This window comes from Novosphingobium sp. NPDC080210 (assembly GCF_050281025.1).
Lineage (GTDB): Bacteria > Pseudomonadota > Alphaproteobacteria > Sphingomonadales > Sphingomonadaceae > Novosphingobium.
The window spans coordinates 230,915-257,167 of the sequence record NZ_JBNNWL010000002.1 but is presented as its reverse complement, the minus strand read 5'-3'; the positions used below and the strand labels follow the sequence as shown (position 1 = coordinate 257,167).

At 64.8% G+C, this 26,253-nt stretch carries 33 protein-coding genes; 14 read left to right on the top strand and 19 right to left on the bottom strand.

The window, feature by feature from the left end; translation table 11 throughout:
* The 10 genes from ACQKOE_RS07125 to ACQKOE_RS07080 form a co-directional block, all read right to left on the bottom strand.
* Positions 1 to 546 (bottom strand): YfbR-like 5'-deoxynucleotidase, encoded by a 546-nt coding sequence (locus ACQKOE_RS07125; RefSeq protein ID WP_427512153.1) that lies wholly within the window; start codon positions 544 to 546, stop codon positions 1 to 3.
* The gene (locus ACQKOE_RS07120; protein WP_427512152.1) at positions 543 to 686 is read right to left on the bottom strand and encodes a hypothetical protein; all 144 of its coding nucleotides are present in this window, start codon (positions 684 to 686) and stop codon (positions 543 to 545) included. Before ACQKOE_RS07120 ends, ACQKOE_RS07125 begins: the two co-directional genes overlap by 4 nt.
* A gap of 23 nt (positions 687 to 709) precedes the next feature.
* Positions 710 to 1,141: a DUF2493 domain-containing protein gene (locus ACQKOE_RS07115; protein WP_427512151.1), complete on the bottom strand. Its 432-nt coding sequence runs from the start codon at positions 1,139 to 1,141 to the stop codon at positions 710 to 712.
* A complete protein-coding gene (locus ACQKOE_RS07110; RefSeq protein ID WP_427512150.1) occupies positions 1,138 to 1,317 on the bottom strand; it encodes a hypothetical protein in 180 nt (59 codons plus the stop codon). Before ACQKOE_RS07110 ends, ACQKOE_RS07115 begins: the two co-directional genes overlap by 4 nt.
* The gene (locus ACQKOE_RS07105) at positions 1,317 to 1,889 is read right to left on the bottom strand and encodes a hypothetical protein (RefSeq protein ID WP_427512149.1); all 573 of its coding nucleotides are present in this window, start codon (positions 1,887 to 1,889) and stop codon (positions 1,317 to 1,319) included. Before ACQKOE_RS07105 ends, ACQKOE_RS07110 begins: the two co-directional genes overlap by 1 nt.
* Entirely contained in the window at positions 1,886 to 2,065 is a 180-nt protein-coding gene (locus ACQKOE_RS07100) for a hypothetical protein (RefSeq protein WP_427512148.1), read from the bottom strand. The genes ACQKOE_RS07105 and ACQKOE_RS07100 overlap by 4 nt, the downstream gene beginning before the upstream one ends.
* A 143-nt stretch (positions 2,066 to 2,208) precedes the next feature.
* Positions 2,209 to 2,592 (bottom strand): hypothetical protein, encoded by a 384-nt coding sequence (locus tag ACQKOE_RS07095; protein WP_427512147.1) that lies wholly within the window; start codon positions 2,590 to 2,592, stop codon positions 2,209 to 2,211.
* 25 nt (positions 2,593 to 2,617) lie between these two features.
* Positions 2,618 to 2,803: a hypothetical protein gene (locus ACQKOE_RS07090; RefSeq protein WP_427512146.1), complete on the bottom strand. Its 186-nt coding sequence runs from the start codon at positions 2,801 to 2,803 to the stop codon at positions 2,618 to 2,620.
* A complete protein-coding gene (locus ACQKOE_RS07085; protein ID WP_427512145.1) occupies positions 2,800 to 3,927 on the bottom strand; it encodes a hypothetical protein in 1,128 nt (375 codons plus the stop codon). The genes ACQKOE_RS07090 and ACQKOE_RS07085 overlap by 4 nt, the downstream gene beginning before the upstream one ends.
* A 1-nt stretch (position 3,928) precedes the next feature.
* Complete coding sequence (locus ACQKOE_RS07080) at positions 3,929 to 4,432, bottom strand: helix-turn-helix domain-containing protein (RefSeq protein ID WP_427512144.1); 504 nt, start codon at positions 4,430 to 4,432, stop codon at positions 3,929 to 3,931.
* A gap of 485 nt (positions 4,433 to 4,917) precedes the next feature.
* On the opposite strand from ACQKOE_RS07080, the gene serS reads away from it, so the two are divergent.
* The 4 genes from serS (at position 4,918) to ACQKOE_RS07060 (ending at position 9,045) form a co-directional block, all read left to right on the top strand.
* Positions 4,918 to 6,195, top strand: coding sequence for a serine--tRNA ligase (gene serS, locus ACQKOE_RS07075; protein WP_427512143.1), 1,278 nt, complete (start codon positions 4,918 to 4,920; stop codon positions 6,193 to 6,195).
* A 212-nt stretch (positions 6,196 to 6,407) separates the two neighbouring features.
* Positions 6,408 to 7,172 (top strand): 5'/3'-nucleotidase SurE, encoded by a 765-nt coding sequence (gene surE / locus ACQKOE_RS07070; protein ID WP_427512142.1) that lies wholly within the window; start codon positions 6,408 to 6,410, stop codon positions 7,170 to 7,172.
* Positions 7,169 to 8,023: a peptidoglycan DD-metalloendopeptidase family protein gene (locus ACQKOE_RS07065; protein ID WP_427512141.1), complete on the top strand. Its 855-nt coding sequence runs from the start codon at positions 7,169 to 7,171 to the stop codon at positions 8,021 to 8,023. Before surE ends, ACQKOE_RS07065 begins: the two co-directional genes overlap by 4 nt.
* A complete protein-coding gene (locus ACQKOE_RS07060; protein ID WP_427512140.1) occupies positions 8,020 to 9,045 on the top strand; it encodes a potassium channel family protein in 1,026 nt (341 codons plus the stop codon). Before ACQKOE_RS07065 ends, ACQKOE_RS07060 begins: the two co-directional genes overlap by 4 nt.
* On the opposite strand, the gene ACQKOE_RS07055 is transcribed toward ACQKOE_RS07060, so the two are convergent.
* Positions 9,046 to 9,390: a DUF1761 domain-containing protein gene (locus ACQKOE_RS07055; RefSeq protein WP_427512484.1), complete on the bottom strand. Its 345-nt coding sequence runs from the start codon at positions 9,388 to 9,390 to the stop codon at positions 9,046 to 9,048.
* Between the two features lie 2 nt (positions 9,391 to 9,392).
* The gene (locus tag ACQKOE_RS07050) at positions 9,393 to 9,893 is read right to left on the bottom strand and encodes a hypothetical protein (protein WP_427512139.1); all 501 of its coding nucleotides are present in this window, start codon (positions 9,891 to 9,893) and stop codon (positions 9,393 to 9,395) included.
* A 48-nt stretch (positions 9,894 to 9,941) separates the two neighbouring features.
* On the opposite strand from ACQKOE_RS07050, the gene rimO reads away from it, so the two are divergent.
* From rimO to ACQKOE_RS07025, 5 genes are all read left to right on the top strand, one after another.
* A complete protein-coding gene (rimO, locus tag ACQKOE_RS07045) occupies positions 9,942 to 11,324 on the top strand; it encodes a 30S ribosomal protein S12 methylthiotransferase RimO (protein ID WP_427512138.1) in 1,383 nt (460 codons plus the stop codon).
* Positions 11,325 to 11,661: 337 nt separating this feature from the next.
* Positions 11,662 to 13,350 carry a DEAD/DEAH box helicase gene (locus ACQKOE_RS07040; RefSeq protein ID WP_427512137.1) on the top strand — a complete coding sequence of 563 codons (1,689 nt, stop codon included), beginning with the start codon at positions 11,662 to 11,664 and terminating at the stop codon, positions 13,348 to 13,350.
* 309 nt (positions 13,351 to 13,659) lie between these two features.
* The gene (locus ACQKOE_RS07035) at positions 13,660 to 13,953 is read left to right on the top strand and encodes a c-type cytochrome (RefSeq protein WP_427512136.1); all 294 of its coding nucleotides are present in this window, start codon (positions 13,660 to 13,662) and stop codon (positions 13,951 to 13,953) included.
* The gene (locus ACQKOE_RS07030) at positions 13,950 to 15,353 is read left to right on the top strand and encodes a D-arabinono-1,4-lactone oxidase (RefSeq protein ID WP_427512135.1); all 1,404 of its coding nucleotides are present in this window, start codon (positions 13,950 to 13,952) and stop codon (positions 15,351 to 15,353) included. The genes ACQKOE_RS07035 and ACQKOE_RS07030 overlap by 4 nt, the downstream gene beginning before the upstream one ends.
* A gap of 27 nt (positions 15,354 to 15,380) precedes the next feature.
* A complete protein-coding gene (locus ACQKOE_RS07025) occupies positions 15,381 to 16,634 on the top strand; it encodes an alanine racemase (protein ID WP_427512134.1) in 1,254 nt (417 codons plus the stop codon).
* On the opposite strand, the gene ACQKOE_RS07020 is transcribed toward ACQKOE_RS07025, so the two are convergent.
* The 3 genes from ACQKOE_RS07020 to ACQKOE_RS07010 all read right to left on the bottom strand — a co-directional run bounded on the left by ACQKOE_RS07020 (position 16,624) and on the right by ACQKOE_RS07010 (position 19,375).
* A complete protein-coding gene (locus tag ACQKOE_RS07020) occupies positions 16,624 to 17,628 on the bottom strand; it encodes an inorganic phosphate transporter (protein ID WP_374590675.1) in 1,005 nt (334 codons plus the stop codon). The two genes, ACQKOE_RS07025 and ACQKOE_RS07020, sit on opposite strands and share 11 nt — an antisense overlap.
* A gap of 27 nt (positions 17,629 to 17,655) precedes the next feature.
* Positions 17,656 to 18,303 (bottom strand): DUF47 domain-containing protein, encoded by a 648-nt coding sequence (locus ACQKOE_RS07015; protein WP_374590677.1) that lies wholly within the window; start codon positions 18,301 to 18,303, stop codon positions 17,656 to 17,658.
* Between the two features lie 97 nt (positions 18,304 to 18,400).
* The gene (locus ACQKOE_RS07010) at positions 18,401 to 19,375 is read right to left on the bottom strand and encodes a magnesium and cobalt transport protein CorA (protein ID WP_427512483.1); all 975 of its coding nucleotides are present in this window, start codon (positions 19,373 to 19,375) and stop codon (positions 18,401 to 18,403) included.
* Positions 19,376 to 19,470: 95 nt separating this feature from the next.
* Here ACQKOE_RS07010 and ACQKOE_RS07005 point away from each other — a divergent pair, with 95 nt between their 5' ends.
* The 5 genes from ACQKOE_RS07005 (at position 19,471) to ACQKOE_RS06985 (ending at position 23,766) form a co-directional block, all read left to right on the top strand.
* Entirely contained in the window at positions 19,471 to 20,958 is a 1,488-nt protein-coding gene (locus tag ACQKOE_RS07005) for a flavin-containing monooxygenase (protein ID WP_427512133.1), read from the top strand.
* 92 nt (positions 20,959 to 21,050) lie between these two features.
* Positions 21,051 to 21,812, top strand: a complete 762-nt coding sequence (locus ACQKOE_RS07000; RefSeq protein WP_427512132.1) for a competence/damage-inducible protein A — start codon at positions 21,051 to 21,053, stop codon at positions 21,810 to 21,812.
* Complete coding sequence (locus tag ACQKOE_RS06995) at positions 21,805 to 22,350, top strand: hypothetical protein (protein WP_427512131.1); 546 nt, start codon at positions 21,805 to 21,807, stop codon at positions 22,348 to 22,350. The genes ACQKOE_RS07000 and ACQKOE_RS06995 overlap by 8 nt, the downstream gene beginning before the upstream one ends.
* A 52-nt stretch (positions 22,351 to 22,402) precedes the next feature.
* A complete protein-coding gene (locus tag ACQKOE_RS06990) occupies positions 22,403 to 22,867 on the top strand; it encodes an MgtC/SapB family protein (protein WP_427512130.1) in 465 nt (154 codons plus the stop codon).
* Positions 22,868 to 23,013: 146 nt separating this feature from the next.
* Complete coding sequence (locus ACQKOE_RS06985; protein WP_427512129.1) at positions 23,014 to 23,766, top strand: PilZ domain-containing protein; 753 nt, start codon at positions 23,014 to 23,016, stop codon at positions 23,764 to 23,766.
* 82 nt (positions 23,767 to 23,848) lie between these two features.
* Here ACQKOE_RS06985 and rplA read toward each other — a convergent pair whose 3' ends face one another.
* The 4 genes from rplA to secE form a co-directional block, all read right to left on the bottom strand.
* Positions 23,849 to 24,550, bottom strand: a complete 702-nt coding sequence (rplA, locus tag ACQKOE_RS06980; protein WP_374590689.1) for a 50S ribosomal protein L1 — start codon at positions 24,548 to 24,550, stop codon at positions 23,849 to 23,851.
* Between the two features lie 4 nt (positions 24,551 to 24,554).
* Positions 24,555 to 24,986 (bottom strand): 50S ribosomal protein L11, encoded by a 432-nt coding sequence (rplK, locus tag ACQKOE_RS06975; RefSeq protein WP_374590691.1) that lies wholly within the window; start codon positions 24,984 to 24,986, stop codon positions 24,555 to 24,557.
* A gap of 433 nt (positions 24,987 to 25,419) precedes the next feature.
* A complete protein-coding gene (nusG, locus tag ACQKOE_RS06970) occupies positions 25,420 to 25,956 on the bottom strand; it encodes a transcription termination/antitermination protein NusG (RefSeq protein ID WP_374590693.1) in 537 nt (178 codons plus the stop codon).
* Positions 25,957 to 25,986: 30 nt separating this feature from the next.
* Complete coding sequence (gene secE / locus ACQKOE_RS06965; RefSeq protein WP_374590695.1) at positions 25,987 to 26,181, bottom strand: preprotein translocase subunit SecE; 195 nt, start codon at positions 26,179 to 26,181, stop codon at positions 25,987 to 25,989.
* Positions 26,182 to 26,253: the final 72 nt, after the last annotated feature.

Genomic DNA, 26,253 nt, shown 5'->3' with positions numbered 1-26,253 from the left:
TCAGTTTCCTTGGGCCAGGCTGCCGCGCAGCTGGCTGTAGCGGGCCATGAAGCGGCTGAACGCTTCGGCCGGGGTCCAGCATTCGAGACGGCGATGCTGTGGGCGCGGCACGCCCTGGCACCACGACCACTCGTCGAAGTTGCCCTTCAGCTGTTCCTTTTCGAGGATCAGCATCTGGATGTCGGCGACCTTGACGGCCTGGGGCAGCGGATTGGGCACCCCGTGGGTCTTGAAGATGCTGGCCTCGATGCGCTCCTCGATCGCCTGGTAGTCAGGCAGGATTTCCTTGAGCGGCTTGACCATGTCGCCGATCACCGCTTCGGTCGCGTCATGCATCAGCGCGGCGTATGCGTGTTCCTCGGCAACCAGGTGCGAGGCGTGGACGCTGTGCTCGGCGACCGAATAGAACCGGCCGATCTGACCGCCGTAGCGACAGGTGTTGGCCAGCCCGCGGGCGATGTCGAGGATCTCCAGCGGGGTCGCGTCGGGATCGGCGAAGTTGAAGTAGCCGCGGCTGTAGGTGGCGATGACAGGGCCGGTGATCACAGCGCGCCTCCCATGGCGGTGACGACGCCGGCAAAGAACACCGCCGCCAGCACGATGAAGATTTCCGGCCAGAACGCGATCACGGCAAAACCGTAGAGCAGCAGCGCGTCCTTGATCCGTTCGATCAGTGGTTTGATCATGTGGTTACCCTTTCGAGTGTGTGTTACTTGACATGCACTGCGGGTGCAAGAGAATTGTTCTGCTTGAGCGTCCAGCGGACCTGCTCGCCGGCGTAGCAACCGAGCATGGTCGGAACGCGGGCTTCGGCCAGGCGCCGGGTCATATCGGCAGTGCCGCGGCCGCCGGGAAAGCCGACCGCGAGGTCCGGCTTGCCCTCGCGCAGCATCCGGGCGTTGCGGATCGTCCCGGCGCGGGGACCGAACAGCTGCCATTCGGCAAAGTAGGGTTCGACCGGGATGTTCATCAGCTGTGCCCAGTCGCGCGCCAGGGTGTCAGCACCGGGTGCCTCGCCCTCGATCACTACGGCAATGCCGTAGCGCTTGCGGATCACGTCGAGGATAAACCCGACGTGGTCAGCGTCATTGAAGTCGCGGCCGCCATAGACCAGGACGCGGGGGCAAGCGCGGATGATCATTCGCAGTCTGCGCGGATCGCGACGATGATCGTGGCCATGGTCTCGACCACGTCGTCGGCGCTCATCACGTCGAGCATGTCCTTGGCAGCGGTGATCAGCATGCCTTCGGTTTCTTCGGCCATCCAGCCTTCGGCCGGTTCGAGTTCGGCGACGATTTCACGGGCAAGGTCTTCCATTAGGGGATTCTCACTTGTTCAATTTTGCCATCGGGTGTGATGAGGAAATTTTCGCCGGTGCTCTGCTCACGGATGACGGGGCACAGCGCGGCGTAAGAGCGGACGGTGTCGGCGATCTCGATCTCGGTGTCGGCGCGCATGGTGACCGGACGCAGTCCCGAGGCTTCGGCGAACTGCCGCAATTGGACGTTGACGATCATGAAGTGGTTGGGCTGCTTGAAGCCCACTCGCGCCATGGCCACCGCCTGCGCCGGGGTGCCGGGGAAGCCGCGGTAATCGGCATCGACGATGTAATGATTGCGGGAGACCCACTCGCGCCATTCCTCGCGGGTTGGCTCCTTGCGCCCGGCCTTGGGCTTCTGGCCCGGCACCGGCTTGTCATACCAGTGGAGCGGGTCAGCTGGCCCTTCAGGCGAGACCTCAGCGAGGATCGGATCGACGTAGCACCAGCCTTCCCACAGGGTCTCGCCGCGCTCGCTGTAGCTTTGCCAGCGCACTTCGACGTGGGTGCCGTCCTGCTCGATCACCATGATCGCGCGGTCCTTGGGCGCCGAGGCGATGCCCTGGATCATGACAGCGCCGCCTCGATCTGGGTGATGGTCTGGGCCAGGCCGGTTCCGTCGAGCGCTGCGGCGATGGTCGTTTCATCGAGTTGCGAGAACCACAGGATCGTGTCCTCGTCGCATTCGGTGTTGACCACCGCGCGCAGCTGCTCGTCAGAGGCTGCAACCCACATCTGCAGGGCCACGCACAATGCGTCGCTGTCGTCCCGGTAAAGGTATGCGAGAACCTGGCGCCCTTCATGTGTGAAGGTCTTGGCATGCAGTTCTACGCGAGAGCTTGGATGATGCATGTGTGTTAATTACCCTGCACTATGCGGAAACGAAAGAATTATGCGGCTTCTGCGGTTTCGGCTTCGGCGGAATCCTTGCCGGCATCGGTAAGCAGTTCGAGACCTTCAGAAGCGATCCGGCGCAGCTTGCGAGTCGTGCCGTTGGGCTTGGCGACCGAGTCGGCTTCCTCGATGATGTCTTCCAGGACGCTACGAGCAACCGTGCGGTCGATGTAGGCTTGGGCCATGGCCTTGCCGGTCGCGCTGGCCAGCTGGGTGATCGCTTCGAGATTGCGTTCGATCGTCGGGGCGATGTTCTCCGGGGTGTCGGGGTAGAGGCCGTGCTGGTGCAGGGCGTCTTCGATGTCCGAGAGGACGGTGTAGTTCTTCATCGCGCCGCGCTGGGCAGCCACGAAGAACAGGGCTTTTTCGAGAATGTTCATTGGACTTGTGCTTTCTTGCTGGGGTTTATTGCTTCGGCCGGGCTGCGGCCTGGTGCGGGCATTCTCCGGTCAGGCCCGCGACTGCGATCCGGTCGAGCACGACCGTCGTGCCGTTGGGACGCGACATCTGAGCGCGGCGGTGAATCAGGTTGAGCGCTTCGCGCATCTGGGCGTTCTCGAAAGCGAGATCAGCAGGGGACTTGGGTTTCACAGGGTTCTCTCCTTTCCGTGGAACTGGGTGGCGACACCGAACCGCGGCTTGGGCACGGCGCTGGGGGTGAAGCCGAAGTAGCGAATGGTCACGACGCGCTGGTTGGCAGCGTCGGCCAGCAGAGCCTGGTTGGCCGCATATGTGCCGCGCAGTCCTGCCTCGAAGGTGTTGGTGTCATTGGGGCCTGCGCTGCGGTCAGCGCCGGGGAGCCAGCACACGACGCGCTTGGCTGCGCCCGACCAGTTGCCCTCGCCTTCCTCGATCCGCACGATCTCGAATTCGGCATCGTCGAAGTCCTTCCGCTTGCGCAGCGACTTCGAGCGCTTCTGTTCGTAGGGGGTCGTCGGGCAGCGCCACATCGAGCCTTCGTAGCCCTCGGTCAGCCAGGCGCCGTGGTGGGTGTCGAAGTCGCCCTCGCTATGAACCGCCACGGTGGGCACCGCGACAATCGCCGGATGGTTGATCGCGGTCACCAGCGCAGAGACGAAGTTCGAACGCGGCCCGAACGGGAGCGGCTTGGGGCAGTCGTAGATGTGGTATTGGACCTTCTCGCGGATCTCGGCTTCGCGTTCGGGCGACGGGGCGGCCTTCTTGATCAGGCTGACCAGTTCGTTGAAGTCGTCCTTGAGCGCGTGGTTGTAGAGTTCGCCGTCGAGGATCAGGTCGGGAGCCTTGGCGAACACGCCGGCCAGGGCTTCGAGGATGTGCGGGGCGCCGGGGATCGGCTTGCCCTGGCGGGAGAACACGCCGTCCTTGGTGACGATCGCGCGGATGCCATCGAGCTTGGGCTGGGCGAAGCCCGGCTCGAAGCCTTCATACTTGGCAGCCAGCATCGGCTTGAAGAAGTGCGCCCCGCCCTCGGTCGCCTCGATCGTGCGGTGGTATTCGCGGGTCAGCTTGTTCCCGTAGGCGCTCTCGATTTCGAAGGTCGCCTGGGCCACCCCGTCACGCTCGTTGCTGCGGCCGACGTTGGTCGGCTGGGCGACGCGCCATTCGCTCGACTTGACGGTGCCGTCTTTGAGACCGTCGAAGGTGCGATAGCGATCGCCGTCCTGTTCCATGAACCAGACGCGGAGTTTGCCCTTGCTGTCGCGCTTGTAGATTTCGGGGAAGGTCTGCTGCATGTCAGACCCCTTCGATTCCGAGAGCCGCCATCGCTGCGGCCATTCGTTCGCGGACCTGCTCGTTGACCTGTTCCGCGATCACCGCATCGAGGCGGGTGGCCATGTCGAGAACGGTGGAGTTGCCGACCATGGCATAGTTCGGGCAGCGCGCTTCGAGCACTTCGGAGATTTCTTCCTCGCTGAGGAGCAGCTGCGCAGGGTGAACGCCGAGAACTGCGGCCAGCGCACGGATCTTGCCGATGCTCGGGTTGGTGGACTTGGAGGTCTCGATGTCGCAGACGCTGCTGCTGGTGCAGCCGATCTTGGCTGCCAGGTCAGTCTGGGTCAGGTTGGCCGCGACCCGCAGGGCACGCAGGCGTTCGCCGATACCGGTATCGAGGAAGTCTGGCGACACCGGGTTACGGCGGCGGGTGATGGTCAGCTTCTGGCTCGGAGTTTCGACCGGCTCGGCTGCGGTGCCGGGCAGATCGAATTTGACTTGGTGGGGTGCTTTGAAATCCTGCATGCTGCTTGCCTCTGTGCTCTGGTGAGTGAGTGTGTGTTGCTTACCATGCAGCGTTAGACAGTCAAGAGAGAATGATGACGGACCTGGGAGATTGTGGTCCTGCGCGACGAACACGAATGTTGGGGAAATGGGGACCGCCTTCCAGCAGCAGAGCGTGGTCAGCAGTGGTCAGCAGTGGTCAGCAAGTGGTCAGCAAGTGGTCAGCAAACCCCCTTTACAGACCGTTTTGCATGGTAGAGAAACACCATGCAGATGTGCGAAGCACTATGCACTGGTCAGCGTTTGGTCAGCAGAAAAACGCAAATCCGTGCATCAAATGTGGTCTTTTGTGTGAAGCGACACGCATATTGCAGGGCTTTTACCTCACACGCTAGACCTTCACACGGGTGGGGTCACAGGTTCAATCCCTGTCGCGCCCACCATTCCCACTCTCCTTTGCTCCGATCCTTGAAAGCGGTGCCGCTTGCGGGCATAGGCCTGCAACCATGCATGACATCAAGCTGATCCGCGAAAATCCTGCCGCCTTTGACGCTGCCCTGGCGCGGCGCGGGGTGGAGCCTGTCTCCGCCGCCATCCTGAACCTCGATACGGCGCGGCGCGCGGTGGCGACGGCCATGCAGGAAGCGCAGAACCAGCGCAACGAGGCCTCCAAGGCCATCGGTGCCGCCATGGGCCGGGGCGACAAGGACGAGGCGGAGCGGCTGAGGGCCGAAGTCGCCACGCTAAAGGAGCGCCTGCCCCAGCTGGAACAGGAAGACCGCGAACTTTCGGCCGAGCTGGCCGATGCCCTGGCCCGCTATCCCAACCTGCCCGCCGAAGATGTCCCACCCGGCGAGGACGAAAGCCAGAACGTCGAAGTGCTGCGCTGGGGCACCCCGCGCGCCTTTGACTTCCAGCCCAAGGAACACGCCGACCTGGGCCCGGCCCTGGGCCTGGACTTTGAAACCGGCGCGCTGATTTCGGGCGCGCGGTTCACTTTCCTGCGCGGCCAGATGGCGCGGCTGCAACGCGCGCTGGGCCAGTTCATGCTGGACCACCAGACCACGACCAACGGCTTTACCGAAGCCGCAACGCCGCTGCTGGTCCGCGACGAAGCCGTGTTCGGAACCGGCCAGCTGCCCAAGTTTTCCGAAGACCTGTTCCAGACGACCGACGGGCGCTGGCTGATCCCGACGGCCGAAGTCAGCCTGACCAATTCGGTGCGCGAGCAGATCCTGGCCGAAAGCGCCCTGCCGATCCGCCTGACCGCCCTCACCCCGTGCTTCCGGTCCGAAGCGGGCGCGGCGGGGAAGGACACGCGCGGCTATATCCGCCAGCACCAGTTCGAAAAGGTCGAGCTGGTTGCGATCTGCAAGCCCGAAGACAGCGCGGCGGAGCATGAGCGGATGACGGCAGCGGCGGAGTCAGTGCTTCAGGCACTGGAACTGCCCTACCGCAAGGTGGTGCTGTGCTCTGGCGACATGGGCTTCACCGCGCGCAAGACCTATGACCTTGAGGTCTGGCTGCCGGGCCAGGACACTTACCGCGAGATTTCGTCCTGCTCCAACTGCGGCGATTTCCAGGCGCGGCGGATGAACGCGCGCTACCGCCCGGAAGGCGCGAAAGGCACGGAATTCGTCCACACGCTCAACGGTTCAGGCCTCGCCGTGGGTCGCACGCTGGTGGCCGTGCTGGAAAATTACCAGCAAGCCGATGGCTCGGTCACCATCCCGGCGGCGCTGCTGCCCTACATGGGCGGGATCGAGCGGTTGATGCCGGCCTGAATCGCGTGCAATCCCTCGGGCAATAACTTACCGTCACCCTGAACTTGTTTCAGGGTCCATACTGCGGTTCGACCGGGAGTTGGACCTGGCAGCTCACCGCCCCCATCGGGCGGCGATTGCCTGACTGCGCTCCGCCTTTTGGGGGCGCGATGGACCCTGAAACAAGTTCAGGGTGACGAGATAAAGACGAAACAGGAAAGTGGCGAGCGAGCATGAGAATTCTTCTGACCAACGACGACGGCATCCACGCCCCCGGCTTTGAAGTGCTGGAGCGGATCGCGCGGCAGTTTTCCGACGATATCTGGATGGTCGCCCCGGCAGAGGAACAATCCGGCGCGGGCCACTCGCTCACCTTGAACCAGCCGGTGCGGCTGCGCCAATATTCGGAGCGGCGCTTTGCCGTGTCCGGCACGCCGACCGATTCCGTGATGATGGCGCTGCGCAAGGTCATGCCCGCCGCGCCGGACCTGATCCTGTCCGGCGTCAACCGGGGCGCAAACCTGGGCGACGACGTGACCTATTCCGGCACCGTTTCCGCCGCCGTCGAAGGCGCGCTGGCGGGCATTCGCTCGATCGCGCTCAGCCAGGTCTATTCGCGCGAGGGGATGGGCGATGCAGTGCCCTTCGCCGCTGCCGAGGCCTGGGGCGCGAAGGCGATTGCCCCGCTGCTGGACGCGCCCTTTGCTCCGCGCACCCTGGTCAACATCAACTTTCCGCCTGTCGCCGCAGACGACGTGTTCGGAATTCGCGTTGTACGTCAAGGGTTTCACGACTATGCACGCGGATCGGTGGTCGAAGGAACCGATCCCAGAGGCTACCGTTATTTCTGGTTCGGCCTGCATGGGATTGAGCATACGCCCGGGCATGCCACCGACCTTGAAGCAATACAGGACGGATACGTTTCGGTGACGCCGCTGCAACTTGACCTCACCCATGATCCCTCGCTGGCCGATCTGGCCAGCCGCTACGGCGGATGAAGCGGCTCGCCATCAGTGCGCTGGCACTGGCGGGCGTGCTGACCGCGCCCCCCTTGCTGGCCCAGGACAAGGCGAGCGACCCCAGGACCGCGACGGAGCATGTGGTCAAGCCCGGCGAAACGCTGGGCGGGATCGCCAACCGTGCGCAGGTTCCGCGCGTGCTGATTATCGAAGCGAACGGCCTGAAAGAGCCGTACCTGGTCAAGGCCGGGCAGAAACTGGTGATCCCGCGCCGCCGCACGCACACGGTCAAAGACGGCGAAACCGGCTTTTCCATCGCGCTGGATTATGGCGTGCCATGGTCGGCCATCGCCGCGGCCAATGCGATGCAGCCGGATGAGGCGGTGAAGACCGGGCAAAAGCTGGCAATCCCGACGGTGGCCAAGGCGGTCCATGCCGCGCAGAGCGCGCCGCCAGCAGCCCCCGCCAAACCCGCTGCGGAAGCCGAAGCCCTGGCCGATACGCCCGCGCCCAAGCTGGCCTGGCCGGTGCCGGGCAAGGTGCGCCGCCCGTTCCGCAGCGCCGAGGCCAAGGAAGGCCTGCACGAAGGGTTGGATCTGCTCGCCCCCAAAGGCAGCGCCGTGCGCGCCAGTGCGGCGGGCAAGGTGATCTTCGCAGGCCAGGGCCCCGAAGCCTATGGCCTGACCGTGATACTTTTTCATGGCGGACGCTGGACGACCACCTATTCCTTCCTGCAAAAGGTGACCGTGAAGGAGGGCGACCAGGTGAAGCTTGGCGAACGGATCGGACTGGTGGGCGACACCGGATTGGCGGAAGAACCGCAGCTCCATTTCGAAGTGCGGCGCAACCGCGTGCCGCTTGATCCGGCGAAGTTCCTGCCGCGGCGATGACGCAGCTGTCGGCCCTGCGCCGGTCAAAGCCGCTCCGCCGCAACATCCCGCTGCCGGTCTGGGCGGACGTGACGCTGCGTCTGTCGGCGGCCATGGTCCTGATCGCCGTGGTGATCCTGGTCCACTGGCTTGACCGCGAGGGGCTGAAGGACAGCTATGACGGCCACGTCAGCTTTCTGGACGTGGTCTATTTCACGATGATTTCGATCACGACCACGGGCTTTGGCGACATTACCCCGGTCAGCAACCAATCGCGCCTGGTCGAAGCGGCAATCGTCACTCCGATCCGCGTCCTGGTGCTGTTCATATTCGTGGGCACGGCCTACAATTTCCTTATCAAACGCAGTTGGGAGGCGTGGCGCATGCGGCGCATTCAGGAACGGCTGACGGGCCATCACGTGGTTCTGGGCTTTGGCATCAGCGGTTCGCAAGCCGTCCGCGAACTGATCGAGCGCGGCACCGATCCGCAGCGCATCGTCGTGGTCGATCCCAGCGCGGAGCGGCTGGAAGAAGCCGAAGCCATGGGCTGCAACGTGCTGGAAGGCGACGCCAGCCGCGACGAAAACCTGCGCGCGGTGCGCATCGAAAAGGCCAGCAGCATCCTGGTTTCCGCTGGGCGCGACGACAGCTCGATCCTGATTGTGCTGACGGCCCGGCACCTCGCTCCCGGCGTACCGATCAGCGTGGTCGTGCGCGCGGAGGACAACGAAGACCTGGCCCAGCAAGCGGGCGCGAACACGGTTATCAACCCGGTGCGCTTTACCGGCCTGCTGCTGGCCGGCTCGGCCCAGGGAACCCATGTCAGCGATTACCTGTCCGACCTCGCCTCGGTGGGCGGGCAGGTCCAGCTGATCGAACGAACCGTCACGGCGGACGAGGTCGGTCGCTCGCTCGACAGCCTTGGCCCGGGCACAAGGGGCCTGCGGGTCGTGCGCGGCGGGCGTGAAATCGGCTTTTGGGAAGCCGATGCCCAGCGGCTGGAAGCGGGCGACGTGGTTGTCACCATCGTCGCAACCGGGTGATCAACCCAGCGCGAAGAACACCAGCCCCATGGCCAGGTAGGCGAGCAGGAAAGCGGCACTGTCGCGCACCATCTCCCCCCGCGCCGCGCCGCTTTTCAGGCCCAGCATCCACACTGCGGGAAGAACAAAGGCCAGTGCCAATCCGCCCGATTGCATGAAATAGAGCTGCGGCTTCATGGCCAGCTTCTCCGGCCCGATCCGCGCCAGCGCATGGCCCAGCATCAAGGCCGGCAGCAGTGCCAGGGCGTAAGCACCCCAGGGCATCCGCCCGCGCCAGAACAGCGCCACGACAACCGCCGCCGCAAGGGCCGCCAGCAACACTCCCAACCAGTTCATCGGACCCATGGTCAATTCCACTCCAAGGCCGCGACGTGACCGCCAGGCGCGGCGATCCAGTCAGCGGCAAAAGCATTGATGTCCGACCGGATCCGCTCGGCACCCTGGGCGTCCATCCCCGGCAGGGGCACGTGGGAGTAATCGCAAGCGGTTTGCGCCATGGCGATCAGGGCCTGCGCGTCGCCTCCCCCGCCCCAAAGGTCGGCCTCGAAACATTCCACCAGGCGCTCTGCCTGAAGCAGTGCGACGATGCTGGCATCGGGTACTGCGGCGCGCTTGGCGCTGGCGTGTCCCGCTGCCTTGGCCTGTTCGGCAATGGCATCGGGATGCAGTCCCCGCGCGATCATGCCCCAGAAGGCATCCGTCAGGCCCAGGACGCGCTCGACGAAGTAATGAACCGCGTCATGCGGAACCGGGCCTTTCTTGGGCATGGCATAGTCCAGCACGGTGCCATCGGGCCGGTTGACGCGGATCCGGTCCGCGCGCTCGCCCTTGGTGATCTCGATCCGCATTTCGTTTCCCTAGCACTTCTGCGCGCGACAGTGTAAGGGGCCGCCCCCATGGCATCCCAAATTCCCACCCAGATTCCCGATCAGAAGCGCATCGGCATGGTCAGCCTTGGCTGCCCCAAGGCGCTGGTCGACAGCGAACGCATCCTGACCAAGCTGCGCGCCGATGGCTATGCCATGTCCGCCGACTATGAAGGGGCCGACGTGGTCCTGGTCAACACTTGCGGCTTTCTGGACAGCGCGAAAGAGGAAAGCCTTTCCGCGATTGGCGAGGCGATTGCCGAAAATGGCCGGGTTATCGTCACCGGCTGCATGGGCAACGAAGCGGAACTGATCCGCGCGAAATTCCCCGAAGTCCTCGCCGTCACCGGCGCGCACCAGTATGAAGCCGTGGTTGAGGCCGTGCACCAGGCCGCGCCGCCGACCCAGGGCCCGTTCATCGACCTGGTGCCGCAGACCGACGTCAAGCTGACCCCGCGCCACTACAGCTATCTCAAGATCAGCGAAGGCTGCAATCACGCCTGCTCGTTCTGCATCATCCCCTCGCTGCGCGGCAAGCTGGCCAGCCGCCGGATCGACGCGGTGCTGCGCGAAGCGGAAAAGCTGGTCGCGGCAGGTACCCGCGAACTGCTGGTGATCAGCCAGGACACCAGCGCCTATGGCGTCGACGTGCGGCATGAGGAACGCACGTGGAAGGACCACCCGGTACGCACCCACATGACCGATCTGGCCCGCGAACTGGGCGGCCTGCGCAGCGCCGACGGCACGCGGCCCTGGGTGCGGTTGCACTACGTTTACCCCTACCCGCACGTCGATGCGGTGATCCCGCTGATGGCCGAGGGGCTGATCACGCCCTATCTCGACATTCCCTTCCAACACGCCGCGCCCTCCGTTCTGAAGGCGATGAAGCGCCCGGCGAACGAGGCCAAGGTGCTGGAGCGGCTGAAGGCATGGCGCGAAATCTGCCCGGACATCGCGATCCGCAGCAGCTTTGTCGTCGGCTTCCCCGGTGAGACCGAGGCCGATTTCCAGTACCTGCTCGATTGGCTGGATGAAGCCCAGTTGGACCGCGTGGGCGCTTTCCGGTTCGAGCCGGTCGAAGGCGCTTCGGCCAATGACCTGCCCGGCGCCGTGCCGGAAGAGGTGAAGGAAGAACGCTTCGCCCGGATCATGGCCAAGACCGAGGCGATCAGCGCAGCCAAGCTTCAGGCCAAGGTTGGCCGCCTGCTGCCCGTCATCATCGACGAAGTGGGCGAACCGGACGAAGACGGCGACCGCGGCGCTACCGGCCGCAGTCAGGCCGATGCGCCTGAAATCGACGGCGCGGTATTCCTGCGCGATGCTCCGGAGGGCTTGCAGCCGGGCGACATCGTCCAGGTCCGCGTCGAGGACGCCGATGCGCACGACCTGTTCGGGGTGATCGAGGGGCGGTAACGCCAAACGCCCTTCGACAAGCTCAGGGTGAGCGGCCAAACCGCGTAGCCCCCGCCCCCGCTCAGGCTGAGCTTGTCGAAGCCGGATTGCCCCACGCGCAATTTCCTTGCTTTCTTCCGCAATGCAGCATAAAGGCGGCGCAACACGACCGGACCTGCGGGCCTATCCCGCACGGTAATTCGGCGCAGCGTGAGGCCTCCCTTCCCGGATGGCCGCCCCGATTGCCCGGTCGATCCGAACCAGAAGCCACCTTCTTCACGCAGGGTCGCATCGAAACGAACCTTGCTTCGTCTCGTGCGGTTTCCCGTGCGCGCGTGGCTCATTTGAGAGATTTTTCATGTCCTATTTTTCCGACCTTGGCCTGGCCGAGCCGCTGATCCGTGCGCTTGACACCAAGGGCTATTCCGAACCCACACCGATCCAGCGCCAGTCGATCCCGGCTCTGCTGGAAGGCCGCGACCTGCTGGGCATTGCCCAGACCGGCACCGGCAAGACCGCCGCATTCTCGCTGCCCTCGCTCCACCGCCTGGCCGCCAATCCCAAGGCCCGCAGCAATGCCTCGTGCCGGATGCTGGTCCTGTCGCCGACGCGCGAACTGGCCGCCCAGATTGCCGAGAACATGCGCGGCTATGCCAAGTACCTGAACCTGTCGGTCCAGTGCGTGTTCGGCGGCATCCCCGTCGGCAAGCAGGCCCGCGCCCTGGTTCCGGGCTGCGATATCCTGGTCGCCACGCCAGGCCGCCTGCTCGACCTGATCGACCAGCGCGCCCTGACCCTGCGCAATGTCGAAATCTTCGTGCTCGACGAAGCCGACCAGATGATGGACCTGGGCTTCATCGTCCCGCTCAAGCGCATTTCGGCCCTGCTGCCCAAGGAACGCCAGAGCCTGTTCTTCTCGGCCACCATGCCCAAGGCGATTGCCGATCTGGGCAAGCAGTTCATCCACAATCCGGTGCGCGTCGAAGTGACGCCGCAGGCCACCACGGCCGAGCGCGTCGAACAGTACGCCGTGTTCCTGAACCAGGCGGAAAAGCAGGCCCTGCTCAGCATCAGCCTTAAGAAGGGCCTGACCTCGGGCGAGATTGACCGCGCGCTGGTCTTTACCCGGACCAAGCACGGCGCCGACCGCGTGGTGCGTCACCTGAACGCTGCCGGGGTCAACTCCGCCGCGATCCACGGCAACAAGAGCCAGGCGCAGCGCACGGCTGCCCTGCTCGCCTTCCGCAAGGGCACCACTCCGGTGCTGGTCGCCACGGACATTGCCGCACGGGGGATCGACGTTTCAGGCGTCAGCCACGTGTTCAACTATGAACTGCCCAACGTGCCGGAACAGTATGTTCACCGCATTGGCCGCACCGCCCGCGCCGGTGCCGATGGCGTGGCGCTCAGCCTGGTTGCTCCGGACGAGAAGGCCTATCTGCGCGATATCGAGCGCCTGACCGGCGTGACGCTGGCCCGCGCGCCGCTGCCTGATAACTTCAAGGAAGAAGCCGCCCGCCTGCCCGCTCCGGCCCGTCGCACCCCGGCGGAAATGGAGCAGGACGCCCGCCGCGAGGAACGCGATGCGCGCGGCCTGGGCGGTGCGCGCGGCGGCCAGCGTGGCCGCACCCCGCGTCCCAACAACAACCGCAGCAATGGCGGGCAGAGCCGCGATGGCCAGTCGCGCGATCAGTACATCCGCAACGAGCGGATGGCCGACAACCGCCGCGCCACGGCTCCGCGTGGTCCCCAGTTCGATCCGCTGGCCTCCGAAGATCGCGAAGCGCGGGCTGCTGCGGCCCCGCGCCGGGATGATCGCTCGGCTCGTCCGGCCCGCCCGGACCAGCGCGGCGGCGATTTCCGCCGTGACCGCAGCGAACGCGGCGAACGCGCCGAACGTCCGGTCAAGCTGCACCGCGATGCCGTGCGCCCGGTTGGCCAGGCGCCGCGCGGTGACAAACCGCAAGGTGCGCAGCAAGGCGGACAGCAACAGCGCCGCAAGCCTGCAGGCAAGAAGCCGAACGGCACGCAGCGCCGCTGGGGCTGAAGCTGACCAAATGATCCGTTCGTCCTGAGGAGGTGCTGAAGCCGCAGGCTGAAGCACCGTCTCGAAGGACTGCGTAAAGCGCAGTGGTTCGAGACGGGTCCTCAATCTGCGATTTCGGACCCTCCTCACCACGAACGGCGAATTGTAGGCGCACTGACCGACCGCAGGTATTGGCACTGACAATGCCTCTTGCGCAAATTGATGCAGGCCGCATGATGCTCTCCGGGGGACCGGGTGAGAATCATGCGGCTTTTGCATATCGCGCCATTGCTTGTGCTGGGGGCCTGCGGCTCTGCGGAACCGCCGCCCATGCCTTTGACGGCCGAGCAAAGCGCCGCGCTGGTCCCGCAGGATCAGCGGCTTGCCCAGCTTTATGCCGGTTCGTGCAAGGCCTGCCATACGGTCCAGGATTCGCTCGCGCCGCTGACCGGCAACCGCACCCAGTGGGACCCACGTTGGGCCTTGGGCGAGGACGCGCTGCTCGCCGCCGCGATCCAGGGCAAGGGCGGAATGCCGGCCGGCGGGCAGTGCTTTGAATGCACGCCGGATGATCTGAAGGCCCTGATCCGCTTCATGGCAGGGCGTGACGGGGCGACCAAGTGACGGCGCGGCGGCAGGTCCTGCTGGGCGGAGCTGGCCTGATCGCCCTGGCCGGAGCGGGCCTGGCCTCGCGCCGGGTGTTGCTGGACCGCGAACCGCCGCAGCCTGCCCCCATCGACGCGCAGGGCCGTGCGCTGTGGTCGAACTGGGCCGGAAACGAACACGCCTATCCCGCCGCTCGCGCGGCCCCCGCCAGCGAAGCCGAGCTGGCGGCGCTGCTGCCGCGCGCCACCGGACCGATCCGGCCGGTCGGCTCTGGCCACAGCTTTACCGCGCTGGTCCCGACCGAGGGCACGCTGCTGTCGATTGACCGCTTGCAGGGGCTGGTCAGCCACGATGCGGAGGCAACGACTGCCACGGTGCGGGCCGGAACCAGGCTTTCCGCGCTGGGCGCTTTGCTGGCCGGGATCGGGCAGGAAATGCCAAACCTGCCGGACATCAACAAGCAGACCCTGGCCGGCGCCATGGCAACCGGCACCCACGGCACCGGCAAGGGCATGACTGCGCTGCACGGCGAAGTCATGGCAATGCGGCTGGTCCTGCCCGATGGCACGGTCGCCGAGTGCAGCCGCGACCAGCGGCCCGACCTGTTCCACGCCGCGCGCGTCGGGCTGGGCGCGTTCGGCGTCCTGTCCGAAGTGACCTTGCAGAACCGTCCGCTCCAGCGGGTCAAAAAGGTCGTCAGCCTGGTCGATACGGAGCAGCTGCTGCATGAATGGCCGGGCCTGGCCGAGCGGCACCGTAATGCCGAATTCCTGATCCTGCCCTTTACCGGCAAGTCCGCGCTGATCACCCATGACGAAACCAGCGAACCGGTCAGCCCGCGCGGCCCCGACCAGGATGCCGAGACGCTGATGGAGCTGAAGGGGCTGCGCGACCTGTTCGAATTCACGCCTCGCATCCGCAGGCAGGCCGCGCAGGCGGCCATGGCAGACATCCCGCCCGAAGTGGCCGTCGATGAAAGCTGGAAACTTCTGTCCAACGAACGCCCGGTTCGCTTCAAGGAAATGGAATACCACGTGCCCATCGACCAGCAGGTCGATGCCTTGCGCGAAGTGCTGGCCCGGATCGAGCGCGGCGCTAGCGACGTGTTCTTTCCCATTGAAGCCCGGATCATCGCGGCAGACGACGCCTGGCTCTCCCCGTTCTACCAGCGCGAGTGCGGATCGATCGCGGTCCACGCCTGGTACAAGGACGACCACGACTGGATGTTCAAGCTGGTCGAACCTGTCCTGCGCGAGGCGAACGGACGGCCGCACTGGGGCAAGCTCCATTCGCTGGGCGCGGCAGAGCTGAAGGCGCTTTATCCGATGTACAGCGAGGCCGCGCGGGTGCGCCGCCTGGTCGATCCGGCGGGCCGGATGATGAACCCCTTCCTGCGCCGGGTGTTCGGGGATGGCTGAAGTGCGTTCTGATCCGGATTTCATCCCATGCCCAGCCGCCGCTTGGTCCTGATCGGCACTGGCGCGCTGGCCTTGGCTGGCATTGGCACACTGGCGCTGCGACCGGAGGAGCGAGGCGGAATGCACGATCCCTATTTCAGCCAGTTGGCCCAGGCGCTGAAACGCGCAGGACTGAACCGCCCGACCCTGGTGATTGACCGCAACCGGCTGGAGGCGAATGTCCGCGCCGTGCGCGCCAGCGTTGACGGAGCAAAGCTGCCGCTGCGCGTGGTGGCCAAGTCGCTCCCCTCCCCGCGCTTGCTGGAAGCCGTGATGACCGGCATGGCGACCCAGCGCCTGATGGTGTTCAGCGCCGAGATGCTGCTGCAATTGCTGCCGCTGCACCCCATGGCCGACTTCCTGATGGGCAAACCGCTGCCGGTGAGCGAATTTGCACGGGTGGCGGACAAGGCCGGGGCCGAAACCGCCGCGCGGGTGCAATGGCTGATCGATACGCCGGAACGCCTGGCGCAATATGCGGCGGCGGCCCAGGCGCGCGGCATCACCCTGCGCGCCAGCCTGGAAATCGACGTCGGCCTGCACCGGGGCGGTTTTGCCGACGCGCAAACCCTGTCAGCGGCCGTGGCGGCGGCCAAGGCGGCGGGCGTGCAGGTTGCTGGCTTGATGGGCTATGAGCCGCATGTGCCGAAAATGCCCGATACGGACAGTGCCTACCGCGATGCGCAGCAGGCTTACCGCACGGCCATCGGCGTGTTGCGACAGCATGGGCTGGACCCGGCGGCGCTGACTTTGAACAGCGCGGGCAGCCCCACTTTCCGGCGCCATTGCAAAGGCACCGTAGCCAATGAAGTCTCGGTCGGTTCGGCTTTCGTCAAGCCGGGGGACTTCGATTACGACGACCTGGCCGACCTGGTGCCCGCCGCTTTCATCGCCACCCCGGTCATCAAGGCCAGCAGCGACCAGGCCTTGCCGGGGATCGAGGCCTTTTCCGGCGCGACGCACTGGTGGGACCGGAACAGCCAGCGCGGGTTCTTCATCCACGGGGGGCATTGGCTGGCCAAACCCGTCTCGCCACCGGGGCTGGAATATTCCCGGCTGTTCGGGCGCAGTTCCAACCAGGAATTGCTGACCGGATCGAACCGCATCGCGCTGCGGCCTGACGATACAGTGTTCCTGCGCCCCGACCAGAGCGAGGCGCTGTTCCTGCAATTCGGCGACCTTGCCGTCTATGACGGCGGCGAGATCGCCGAGATGTGGCCCAGCCTGCCGATCAGTGCGTAAAAATCCGCGTCAGGGTATAGAAGATCGCCCCCACCGCCGCGCTCATCGGAATGGTGATGAACCATGCCGTGACGACGCGCCCCGCCACGCCCCAGCGCACGGCACTGGCCTTGCGCGCGGCGCCGGTGCCGATCACGGCGCCGGTAATGGCGTGGGTGGTTGATACCGGGATGCCCAGGTAGCTGGCGCTGAACACCACGACCGAACCCGCCGTACTGGCGCTGAAGCCGGTATGGTGGTTCAGCTTGGTCAGCTTGGTCCCCATGGTCTTGATGATCTTCCATCCGCCCGAAAGCGTGCCCAGCGAGATCGCCAGATAGCAGGAAATCACCACCCAGGTCGGGATGTGGAATTCGCCCTGCATATGCCCGGTCGAATAGAGCAGCACGGCGATGATCCCCATCGTCTTCTGCGCATCGTTGCCGCCGTGGCTGATCGAATAGGCGGCGCTGGAGAACAGGTGCAGTGTCTTGAACACCCCTTCGGCCCGGCGCGGCTGGAACCCCTTGAACAGCCACGAGGTGATCAGGACCATCAGCATGGCCAGCGCAAAGCCGATCATCGGGGACAGGAAGATCGCAGCGATGGTTTCCAGCGTCTTCTTGCTTTCCACCGCGCCCAGGCCGGCGTGGGCGATGCCCGCACCCAGCAGGCCGCCCAGCAGCGCGTGGCTGGAGCTGGACGGGATGCCCTTCAGCCAGGTCACCACGTTCCAGAACATCGCGCCGATCAACGCGCCGAAGACCACGCCGGGCGTGACCATGTCCTTGTTGATGATCCCCTTGCCGATCGTGTCGGCGACGTGCAGCGGCACCAGCCAATAGGCGGCAAAGTTGCCGAACGCGGCAAAGACCACGGCCCAGACGGGCGAGAGCAGCCGCGTGGAGACCACGGTCGCAATCGAATTGGCCGCGTCGTGCAGGCCGTTCAGGAAGTCGAAGGCTAGGGCGATGATGACCAGGCCGACCAGCAACGGAAAGGCAAGCTCATGCATTGCCGTTCTCCTTGAAAAGTGACGGCCTCAGCCGTGGTCGATGACCAGACTGTCGATTTCGTTGGCGACGTCTTCGAAGGCGTCGGCAATCCGCTCAAGATGCTTGTAGATCTCGCGCTTGACGATGAAGGCCAGCGGGTCCGGATCTTCCTTTTGCGCCTGGAACGCGTTCTTCATGCCGGTGTCGTGCAGGATGTCGACTTCGCCTTCCAGCTTGACCAGCTTGGCCGTCAATTCGTGCAGACGGTGGCCGTTGCGCTCGACATCACGCAGCAGGGGCATCGCCTCGCCGATCAGGCGGCAGGCATCCTGGACCAGGACGCCGATCTGGCGCATCTGCGGGTCAAAGGTTTCTACCTCCAGCAGCTCGATGGCATTGGCGGAGCGGTTCATTTCATCGATGGTGTCATCCATCGCGCCGATCAGGGCGGTGATCGCACCGCGATCGAACGGCGTCAGGAAGGTCTGGCGGACTTCGTGCAGCGTTTCGCGGATCACTTCATCGGCATCGTGTTCCCGGTCACGGATCGTGCGCAAGTGAGCCGCGCGGTCGCCTTGTCCCGATGTCAGCTGCGCCAGGGCATCGGCGGCTGCGGTCATCGCAGCGGAATGCCTTTCGAACAGGACGTAGAAATCCCCGGAATGCGGCAGCAGCCGCTGGAACCAACCGAACATGGCAAACCCCTCTTTGCGCAAATGTGACAGCGCAATGACAGGAGTAAGACAGATTCGCTACAGCAGTCTTGCCCCGTCCACGATTATCTCGCTCGGGTCACAACCAGCCGATCCGCCGGAAGCGCAGCCACAGCCCGCCGCAGATCGCGGCAATCGCAGCAAGAACAGCAGGATAGCCCCAGCGGCTGTGCAGTTCCGGCATGTAATCGAAATTCATTCCGTAAATTCCGGCAATCGCCGTGGGCACGGCCAGGATCGCGGCCCACGAGGCCAGCTGCCGGGTCATGTCGCCCTGCCGGTGCTGTTCGAGCAGGCTCGCCGTTTCGACAATGCTGGCCAGAGTATCGCGCAGCCCGTTCATCCGGGCGAGCGCGCGGCGCACGTGGTCCAGCACGTCGCGGAACCAGATCCGGGCCGAAGGATCGATCACCGGCAGTTCGGTGTGGGTCAGCCGCTCGCACACTTCCTCCATCGGCCCGACGATCCGCATGAAGCGGCGGAACTGGCGGCGCAGGCGAAAGATGCGGCGGATGGTGGAGGGTTCGGGGAACTGCTCGATCGCGTTCTCTTCCATGGTCTGGACCGAATCCTCGAACTTTTCCAGGATCGGCAGGAACCCGTCGACGATGAAGTCCAGCACCGCGTGGGCGACATAGTCTGGCCCTTCGGCCAGACGCTCGGCATCGATCTCAAGCCGTTCGCGCAGGGCGGAATGAGCGCGGGTCGATCCCAGCCGGACCGTGACGATGAAATCGTGGCCGAGGAAAATCGCCGTCTGGCCAAAGGCGATGTTTTCCCCCTCCTGCACCGCAGCGGTCCGCGCGACGATGAACAGTTGCTGCCCATAGACTTCGATCTTGGGCATCTGAGTGGGGTTGAGCGCGTCTTCCACCGCCAGCGGATGCAAGCCGAACTGGGCGCGGACCAGCTCCATCTCCTCCGCCGTGGGATCGGCCAGCCCGATCCAGTCGAAACTGCCCTTGTCCAGCGCGGTGCGGCTCTGCCCATTGACGGGCAGCGAATTTTCGGACGGCTTTCCACCGGCATAGCGGCGCGCGGCAATGATCGGCATTGCCATGGTCTGCCAAAGCGGCATGATGCTGGCAATCCCGCGTGAAAGCGGTTATTGCTGACATAAATGTAAATTGACTTGGGAGAAGCGGAGCGATGAACGCCCACACACCGATCGAGGAATGCCTCGACATGATCATCGTCGGCGCCGGAATTTCCGGCATCGGCATGGCTGTCCACATGAAGCGCGAATGCCCGGACAAGAGCTTTGTCATGCTCGACCGGCGCGAGCGGCTGGGCGGCACCTGGGACCTGTTCCGCTATCCGGGCATCCGTTCGGACAGCGACATGCACACCTTGGGCTTTTCGTTCGAGCCGTGGACTCACGAAAAGTCCATCGCCGATGGCCCCTCGATCCTGGAATATCTGGACCGGATCACCGACAAGTATGAGCTGAACCAGACCATGCGGCTGGGCCAGAAGGTGATCAGTGCCGACTGGGACAGCAAGACCGCAACCTGGACCGTCGTGACCGAAACCGCCGATGGCAAGCACAGCCGCTACAAGGGCCGCTTCCTGTTCCTGGGCGCGGGCTATTACGACTATGACGATCCCTATGACGCCGGTTTTGCCGGGCGCGACAAGTTCAAGGGGCAGATCGTCCACCCGCAGTTCTGGCCGGGCGACATGGACTTCCAGGGCAAGAAGGTGGTGGTGATCGGCTCTGGCGCGACGGCGGTCACCATCGTTCCGGCCATGGCTTTGAACGGCGCAGGGCACGTCACCATGTTGCAGCGCACGCCGACCTGGATGGTCAGCCGTCCGGCGCGCGACGGGTTCAACAAGCTGCTGCGCCGCTTCCTGCCGGAAAAGCTGGCCTATGCCCTGACCCGCGCCAAGAACATCTTCATGCAGGACCTGATGTTCAAGCGGGCGCGCGGCGCTCCGGAAAAGGTCAAGGATTACCTGACTGCGCAGCTCAAGGCCCACCTGGGCGACAATTACTCCGCCGCCGATTTCACCCCGCCCTATGATCCGTGGGACCAGCGCCTGTGCCTGGTGCCCGATGCCGATTTCTTCAGCGCGATCAACCAGGGCAAGGCCAGCGTGGTGACCGACCAGATCGACAGCTTCGATGCCAAGGGGATCAAGCTGAAATCGGGCAAGCACCTCGATGCCGACATCATCGTCACTGCCACCGGCCTGCGCATGACCTTTGCGGGCAAGATCAACGTGGCGGTCGATGGCAAGCCGGTCGATTTCGGGCAGACCTATTTCTACCGCAACTGCATGTTCTCCAACGTGCCCAACATGGCGGGCGTGTTCGGCTATCTCAACGCCAGCTGGACCCTGCGGGTGGACATCATCGCCGAATACCTGACCCGCCTGTTCAAGCAGATGGACGCGATTGGCGCGGTTGCCGCCACCCCGGCCATGGCCCCGGGCGAGGAACCGGAAGTGGACGACATCTTCGATTTCTCCTCCGGCTATATCCAGCGCGGCAAGCACCTGATGCCCAGGAATGCCCATGCCCTGCCGTGGCGGCTCAACCAGGAATACCGCAAGGACCGGATCGACATGCGCCAGGCGCCGATTGACGATGGCGTGCTGCACTTCACCCGGGCGCGGGAACTGGTCAACTGAGTCATAAGGGACCAGGGGCGGACAGGATCAAAATTAGCCGGTCCGCCCCGGCCCTGCTTGTCGAAGCGGGCGCACCGCCCTAAGTCGAACGCATGACCGAACCTTCCCGCATCTGGAAAGCCGCCCTGCTCGTCATTGGCGACGAGATTCTTTCGGGCCGCACGCAGGACAAGAACGTCGCCCAGGTTGCCACCTGGCTCAACGTCCAGGGCATCCGCCTGTCCGAAGTGCGGGTCGTGGCCGACGATACGGCGGCGATTGTCGAAGCGGTGAACGCCCTGCGCGCGCGCAACGACTACCTCTTCACCACCGGCGGGATCGGCCCGACCCACGATGATATCACGGTGGACGCCGTGGCAGAGGCCTTTGGCGTGGGCGTGGTGATCCACCCCGAAGCCCGCGCGATCCTGGAGCGATACTACGAACCGCGCGGCGGGCTGAACGAAGCGCGGCTGCGCATGGCCCGCGTGCCGGAAGGCGCGGAACTAATCCCCAACCGCATGTCCGGCGCGCCCGGCATCCAGATCGGCAACGTCTATCTGATGGCGGGCGTCCCCTCGATCACCGCAGGCATGCTCGACGCGCTGACTGGCTCGCTGGAAGGGGGCCTGCCCGTCCTGTCGCAGACCATCGGCTCCTGGGTCCAGGAGAGCGAGATCGCCGACTTGCTGCGCAAGACCGAGCAGGATCACGACGGCTGCGCCATCGGCAGCTATCCGTTCTTCCGCGAAGGCCGGGTTGGTGCGAACTTCGTTGTCCGCTCCACCGATGCCGCCGTGCTGGAAGCCTGCTGCGACGCCTTGAGCACCGGCCTGCGTGCCCTGGGGCGCGAGGCTGTTCCCGGCGGTGTCTGATCCGCTGCTGGTCGCGGCGCTGATGGGGGCCGCGGCTACCTCCGCCGCCACGATCGAAGAATTTGAGCGTGTTCTGGCCTCGCAGGACAGCGCCACTGCCGCGCTGGGCCAGTGGTGCGAGCGGCACGGCATTGCCCAGGCCGCCTCGATCCGCGCCAGCGTGGTCGGCCGCAGCACCGAAGCGGCACCCGAAACGCGCACCATGCTGGGCCTGAAGGAGCAGGAGCCGGTGGGCTATCGCCACGTCCGCCTCGCTTGCGGGGATACGATCCTGTCCGAAGCCTACAACTGGTTCGCTCCGTCGCGGCTGACCCCGGACATGAACCGCGCCCTGGCCGAAAGCGACACGCCGTTCGGCAAGGTCGCCGCGCCGCTCGGCTTTCGCCGGGTCCGGCTGCTGGAGGAACGCGGCCGCGCCGACTTCTGCCCGCCCGACACGATCCTGATCCACCGCGCCCTGCTGCGCCTGCCCGATGGCCAGCCGCTCGCCTATGTCGTGGAATGCTATAGCGCGGCGAACCTGGCCGTAGCGCGCTGATCGCGCCCGCGCAGCGGAACCTATCCGCCGCGCCCGCCGTTTGATCGGCGGAATGTCGGACCTGATCGATCCAGCCAGATGGGACATTGCGCGGCACGGCCTGGCCTTGCTGATTGCCTATGTGCTCGCCCTGCCCATCGGCTGGAACCGCGAACTGGAAGAGCGCAGCGCGGGCCTCAGAACCTTTCCCCTGGTGGCCGTGGCCACTTGCGGCTTTGTCCAGGCGGTCGAGCCGGTGACCGCCTCCAGCCCGGAAGCCCTGGCCCGCGTGGTCGAAGGGCTGATCACCGGCATGGGCTTCATCGGCGGCGGCGCGATCCTGCGGCGCGGGGATTCGGTCAAGGGCACTGCCACCGCCGCCAGCCTGTGGATCACCGGCGCCGTGGGCGTGGCCGTTGGCCTGGGCAGCCTGGACGTGGCCGTGGCCCTGGCGGTCATCACGGCGGCAACCTTGTGGTTCATCACCCCGCTGAAGGACAATGCGGGATCGCACGAGGACCTGGACGCGGACAGTTAACACGCCGCAATCTTAACTTAACCATGCCTGTTCATCCCATTGTGGCACAAGGCAAAACCAGCACTTGCAGTGGGCAGATTGCTGGGCAAAGTGACAGCAACAAGAACGGGCCGCACCAACCGAAGTCCATTGCTTTGGAGTGTGACGTGACGACCAGTTCCGAACTCGACAATCCGCAGGATGAGCGCCGCCGGCATGACCGCGCGCCCGTCGGGATAGAGGTGCTCATGCGTGAGCGCGGCCGCAATGCCGTCGCAGCGCGCCTGATCGATTTCAATTCATTCGGCTGCCAGCTGGAAGGCCCGGTCCTGTTCCGCAGAGATGCCCAGATCTGGGTGCGCCTGCCGGGGCTGGAAAGCCTTCCGGTCAACCTCGCGTGGAAGTGCGGGCCGCGCATGGGGCTTGAATTCATCACCCCGCTGCATCCCGCTGTCGCGGCGCGCTTCATGCCGCAGGCAAGCGAGGCAGTAGGTGCCGTGACAGTTGCGCCAGCGCCGCCTGCGCCGCCGAAGCAATCCCGTCGCCAGCAGATTCTCTCCGGCATCGCCGCTGCCGATCAATCGCCGCTGCAACGGTACAAGCAGCCTTCGGGCCAGGGCTTGATCGGACGGATCGGCCAGATGCTCAGGCGCGCGGCAGACCACCGCGCCGAACCGCGCTATCCCCAGCCCGTCGCAAGCCCGATCAGCGTCAGCGGCGCCCCGGTTCAGGTCAAGGACGTTTCCGCCAGCGGCCTGCGGGTGGCAGGGGCCTTTTTCAGCAACACGGAAGGTGCCGAGGTCACGGTCGATTTCGCCGGTTTCGATCCGATCGTGGGCCAGCTGGTCTGGAGCAACGGCGCGGAGGCCGGAATTGCCCTTCCGCCGCAATCGCTCAACCTGGTTGAACAGGCGTACTGACCTCCCTGGTGCGCCCAAGGAAAAGGGCCGGAGAGCATATGCTCCCCGGCCCTTTTTTCATGCCTTTGGCAGCGTAAGGCGCTTAGGCGCCCTGCACTTCCGCCAGGTCGATCTTCAGGCCCGGGCCCATCGACGAGGACAGGCCGACCTTGCGGACGTACTTGCCCTTGGCGCCCGACGGCTTGGACTTGACCACGGCGTCAACGAAAGCTTCGAAGTTGGCCTTCAGCGCTTCGTTCGAGAACGACAGCTTGCCGATCCCGCCGTGGATGATCCCGGCCTTTTCGACGCGGAATTCGATCTGGCCGCCCTTGGCAGCCTTGACCGCTTCAGCGACGTTCGGGGTGACGGTGCCCAGCTTCGGGTTCGGCATCAGGCCCTTCGGACCCAGCACCTTGCCGAGGCGGCCAACCAGACCCATCATGTCCGGCGTGGCGATCACGCGGCCATAGTCCAGGTTGCCAGCCTGCATGTCGTCCAGCAGGTCTTCGGCGCCAACCTTGTCAGCGCCGGCGGCCAGGGCTGCTTCAGCCTTGTCGCCACGCGCGAAGACGGCAACCTTGACGTCCTTGCCGGTGCCCGAGGGCAGCACGACCATGCCGCGAACCATCTGGTCGGCGTGACGCGGATCGACGCCCAGGTTCAGCGAGACTTCCAGGCTTTCGTCAAACTTGGTGGTCTTGAGATCCTTGAGCAGCTGGATAGCGGCTTCGACGCCATAGTGCTGCTGATTGTCGCCCAGCTTTTCGTTCAGCGACTTCTGCTTCTTGGTCAGCTTTGCCATGTTCTTAGCCCTCCACAACCTGAAGGCCCATCGAACGGGCGGAGCCTTCGATGATCTTGGTGGCCTGTTCGATGTCGTTCGCGTTCAGATCCTTGAACTTGGTCTGAGCGATTTCGGCGAGCTTCGAGCGAGCGATGGTTCCGGCCGAAACCTTGCCCGGCTCTTTCGAGCCCGACTTCAGGTTGGCGGCCTTCTTGATCAGGAACGAAGCCGGCGGAGTCTTGGTGACAAAGGTGAAGCTGCGGTCCGCATAGACCGTGATGATGGTCGGAATCGGCATGGCCTTTTCCATTTCCTGCGTGGCGGCATTGAACGCCTTGCAGAATTCCATGATGTTCACGCCGCGCTGACCCAGCGCCGGACCGATCGGCGGCGACGGGGTAGCAGAGCCCGCGGGCACCTGCAGCTTGATATAGCCTTCAATTTTCTTGGCCACGATGGGCCTCCTTTCTTCCTGTTGGCCCCCGAAAAGGAGCCGCAGAGTGAGCGGTCAAACGATGGGCCGAAGTCCATCTCCCGCACGGAATCGCCCCGGCAAGCCAAAGCGAAGGCGCGCGCCTAGGCGAAGACGCGCGCAATTGCAACAAAACTCCGCAAACCCCGTCACCCTGAACTTGTTTCAGGGTCCATGGCGCGGTTATCCCTACCGATCCCTGGAGCAAGCGAGGCAGCGTCCTTGGCCTCTTCCGGCACGCACAGGTGCTTCCGGCCCGATGGACCCTGAAACAAGTTCAGGGTGACGTGTGGGCTCTGGCTCGCGCGACGCCCCTTTTCGTCACCCCGGCGCAGGCCGGGGCCCAGAGCGTCAAACGCCCCGGATTGCCGCTCCCGTCACCTGATCTTGTTTCAGGTGACGGCTAACGGTGCCGTCACTTGACCAGTTCGACCTGGTCGAAGTCCAGTTCGACCGGCGTGGCGCGGCCGAAGATCGAGACGGAAACCTTGACGCGGTTCTTGTCGAAGTCGAGCTCTTCGACAACGCCGGTGAAGGTGCTGAACGGACCGTCCAGAACCTTGACCGAATCGCCGATCTCGTAATCGACCGAAACGTGCTTCTTCGGCTCTGCCGCCGCGGCATCGCGGGCGCCGAAATAGCGCGCGGCTTCGCGGTCGGAAATCGGCTGCGGCTTGCCGTTCGGGCCGAGGAAACCGGTGACCTTGGCAGTGTTCTTGACGAGGTGATACACGTCGTCGTTCAGGGTCAGCTTGGCCAGGACATAGCCGGGCATGGTCTTGCGTTCGACCTGGACCTTCTTGCCGCGCTTGACCTCGGTAATGGTTTCGTGCGGCACTTCGACCGCTTCGACCAGGGCCTCAAGCCCCTTGCGCTCGGCTTCGGAAAGGATCGATTCCTTCACCTTGTTCTCAAAGCCGGAATAGGCGTGGATGATGTACCAGCGAGCCATGGGAAATCTCTATGCTGCGTGCCGGGCCGATCAGGCCAGCGACAGGAGGAACTGAACGATCTTGCCGAAGACCGAATCGACGCCGAGGAAGAACAGGGCAAGGATGACCATCATGATCCCCACGAAGATCGCGGTCGTCACGGTTTCCTGACGGCTGGGCCAAACCACCTTGCGGGCTTCGGCTTGTACCTGGCGCATGAATTCGCCGGGATTGAACTTGGCCATCTTTCGCTCACTCGCCTTGCTGAAATGCCTCGTGTCTTCCGCCTAGGGGACAGCGCCGCCCCGGCCCTGGTT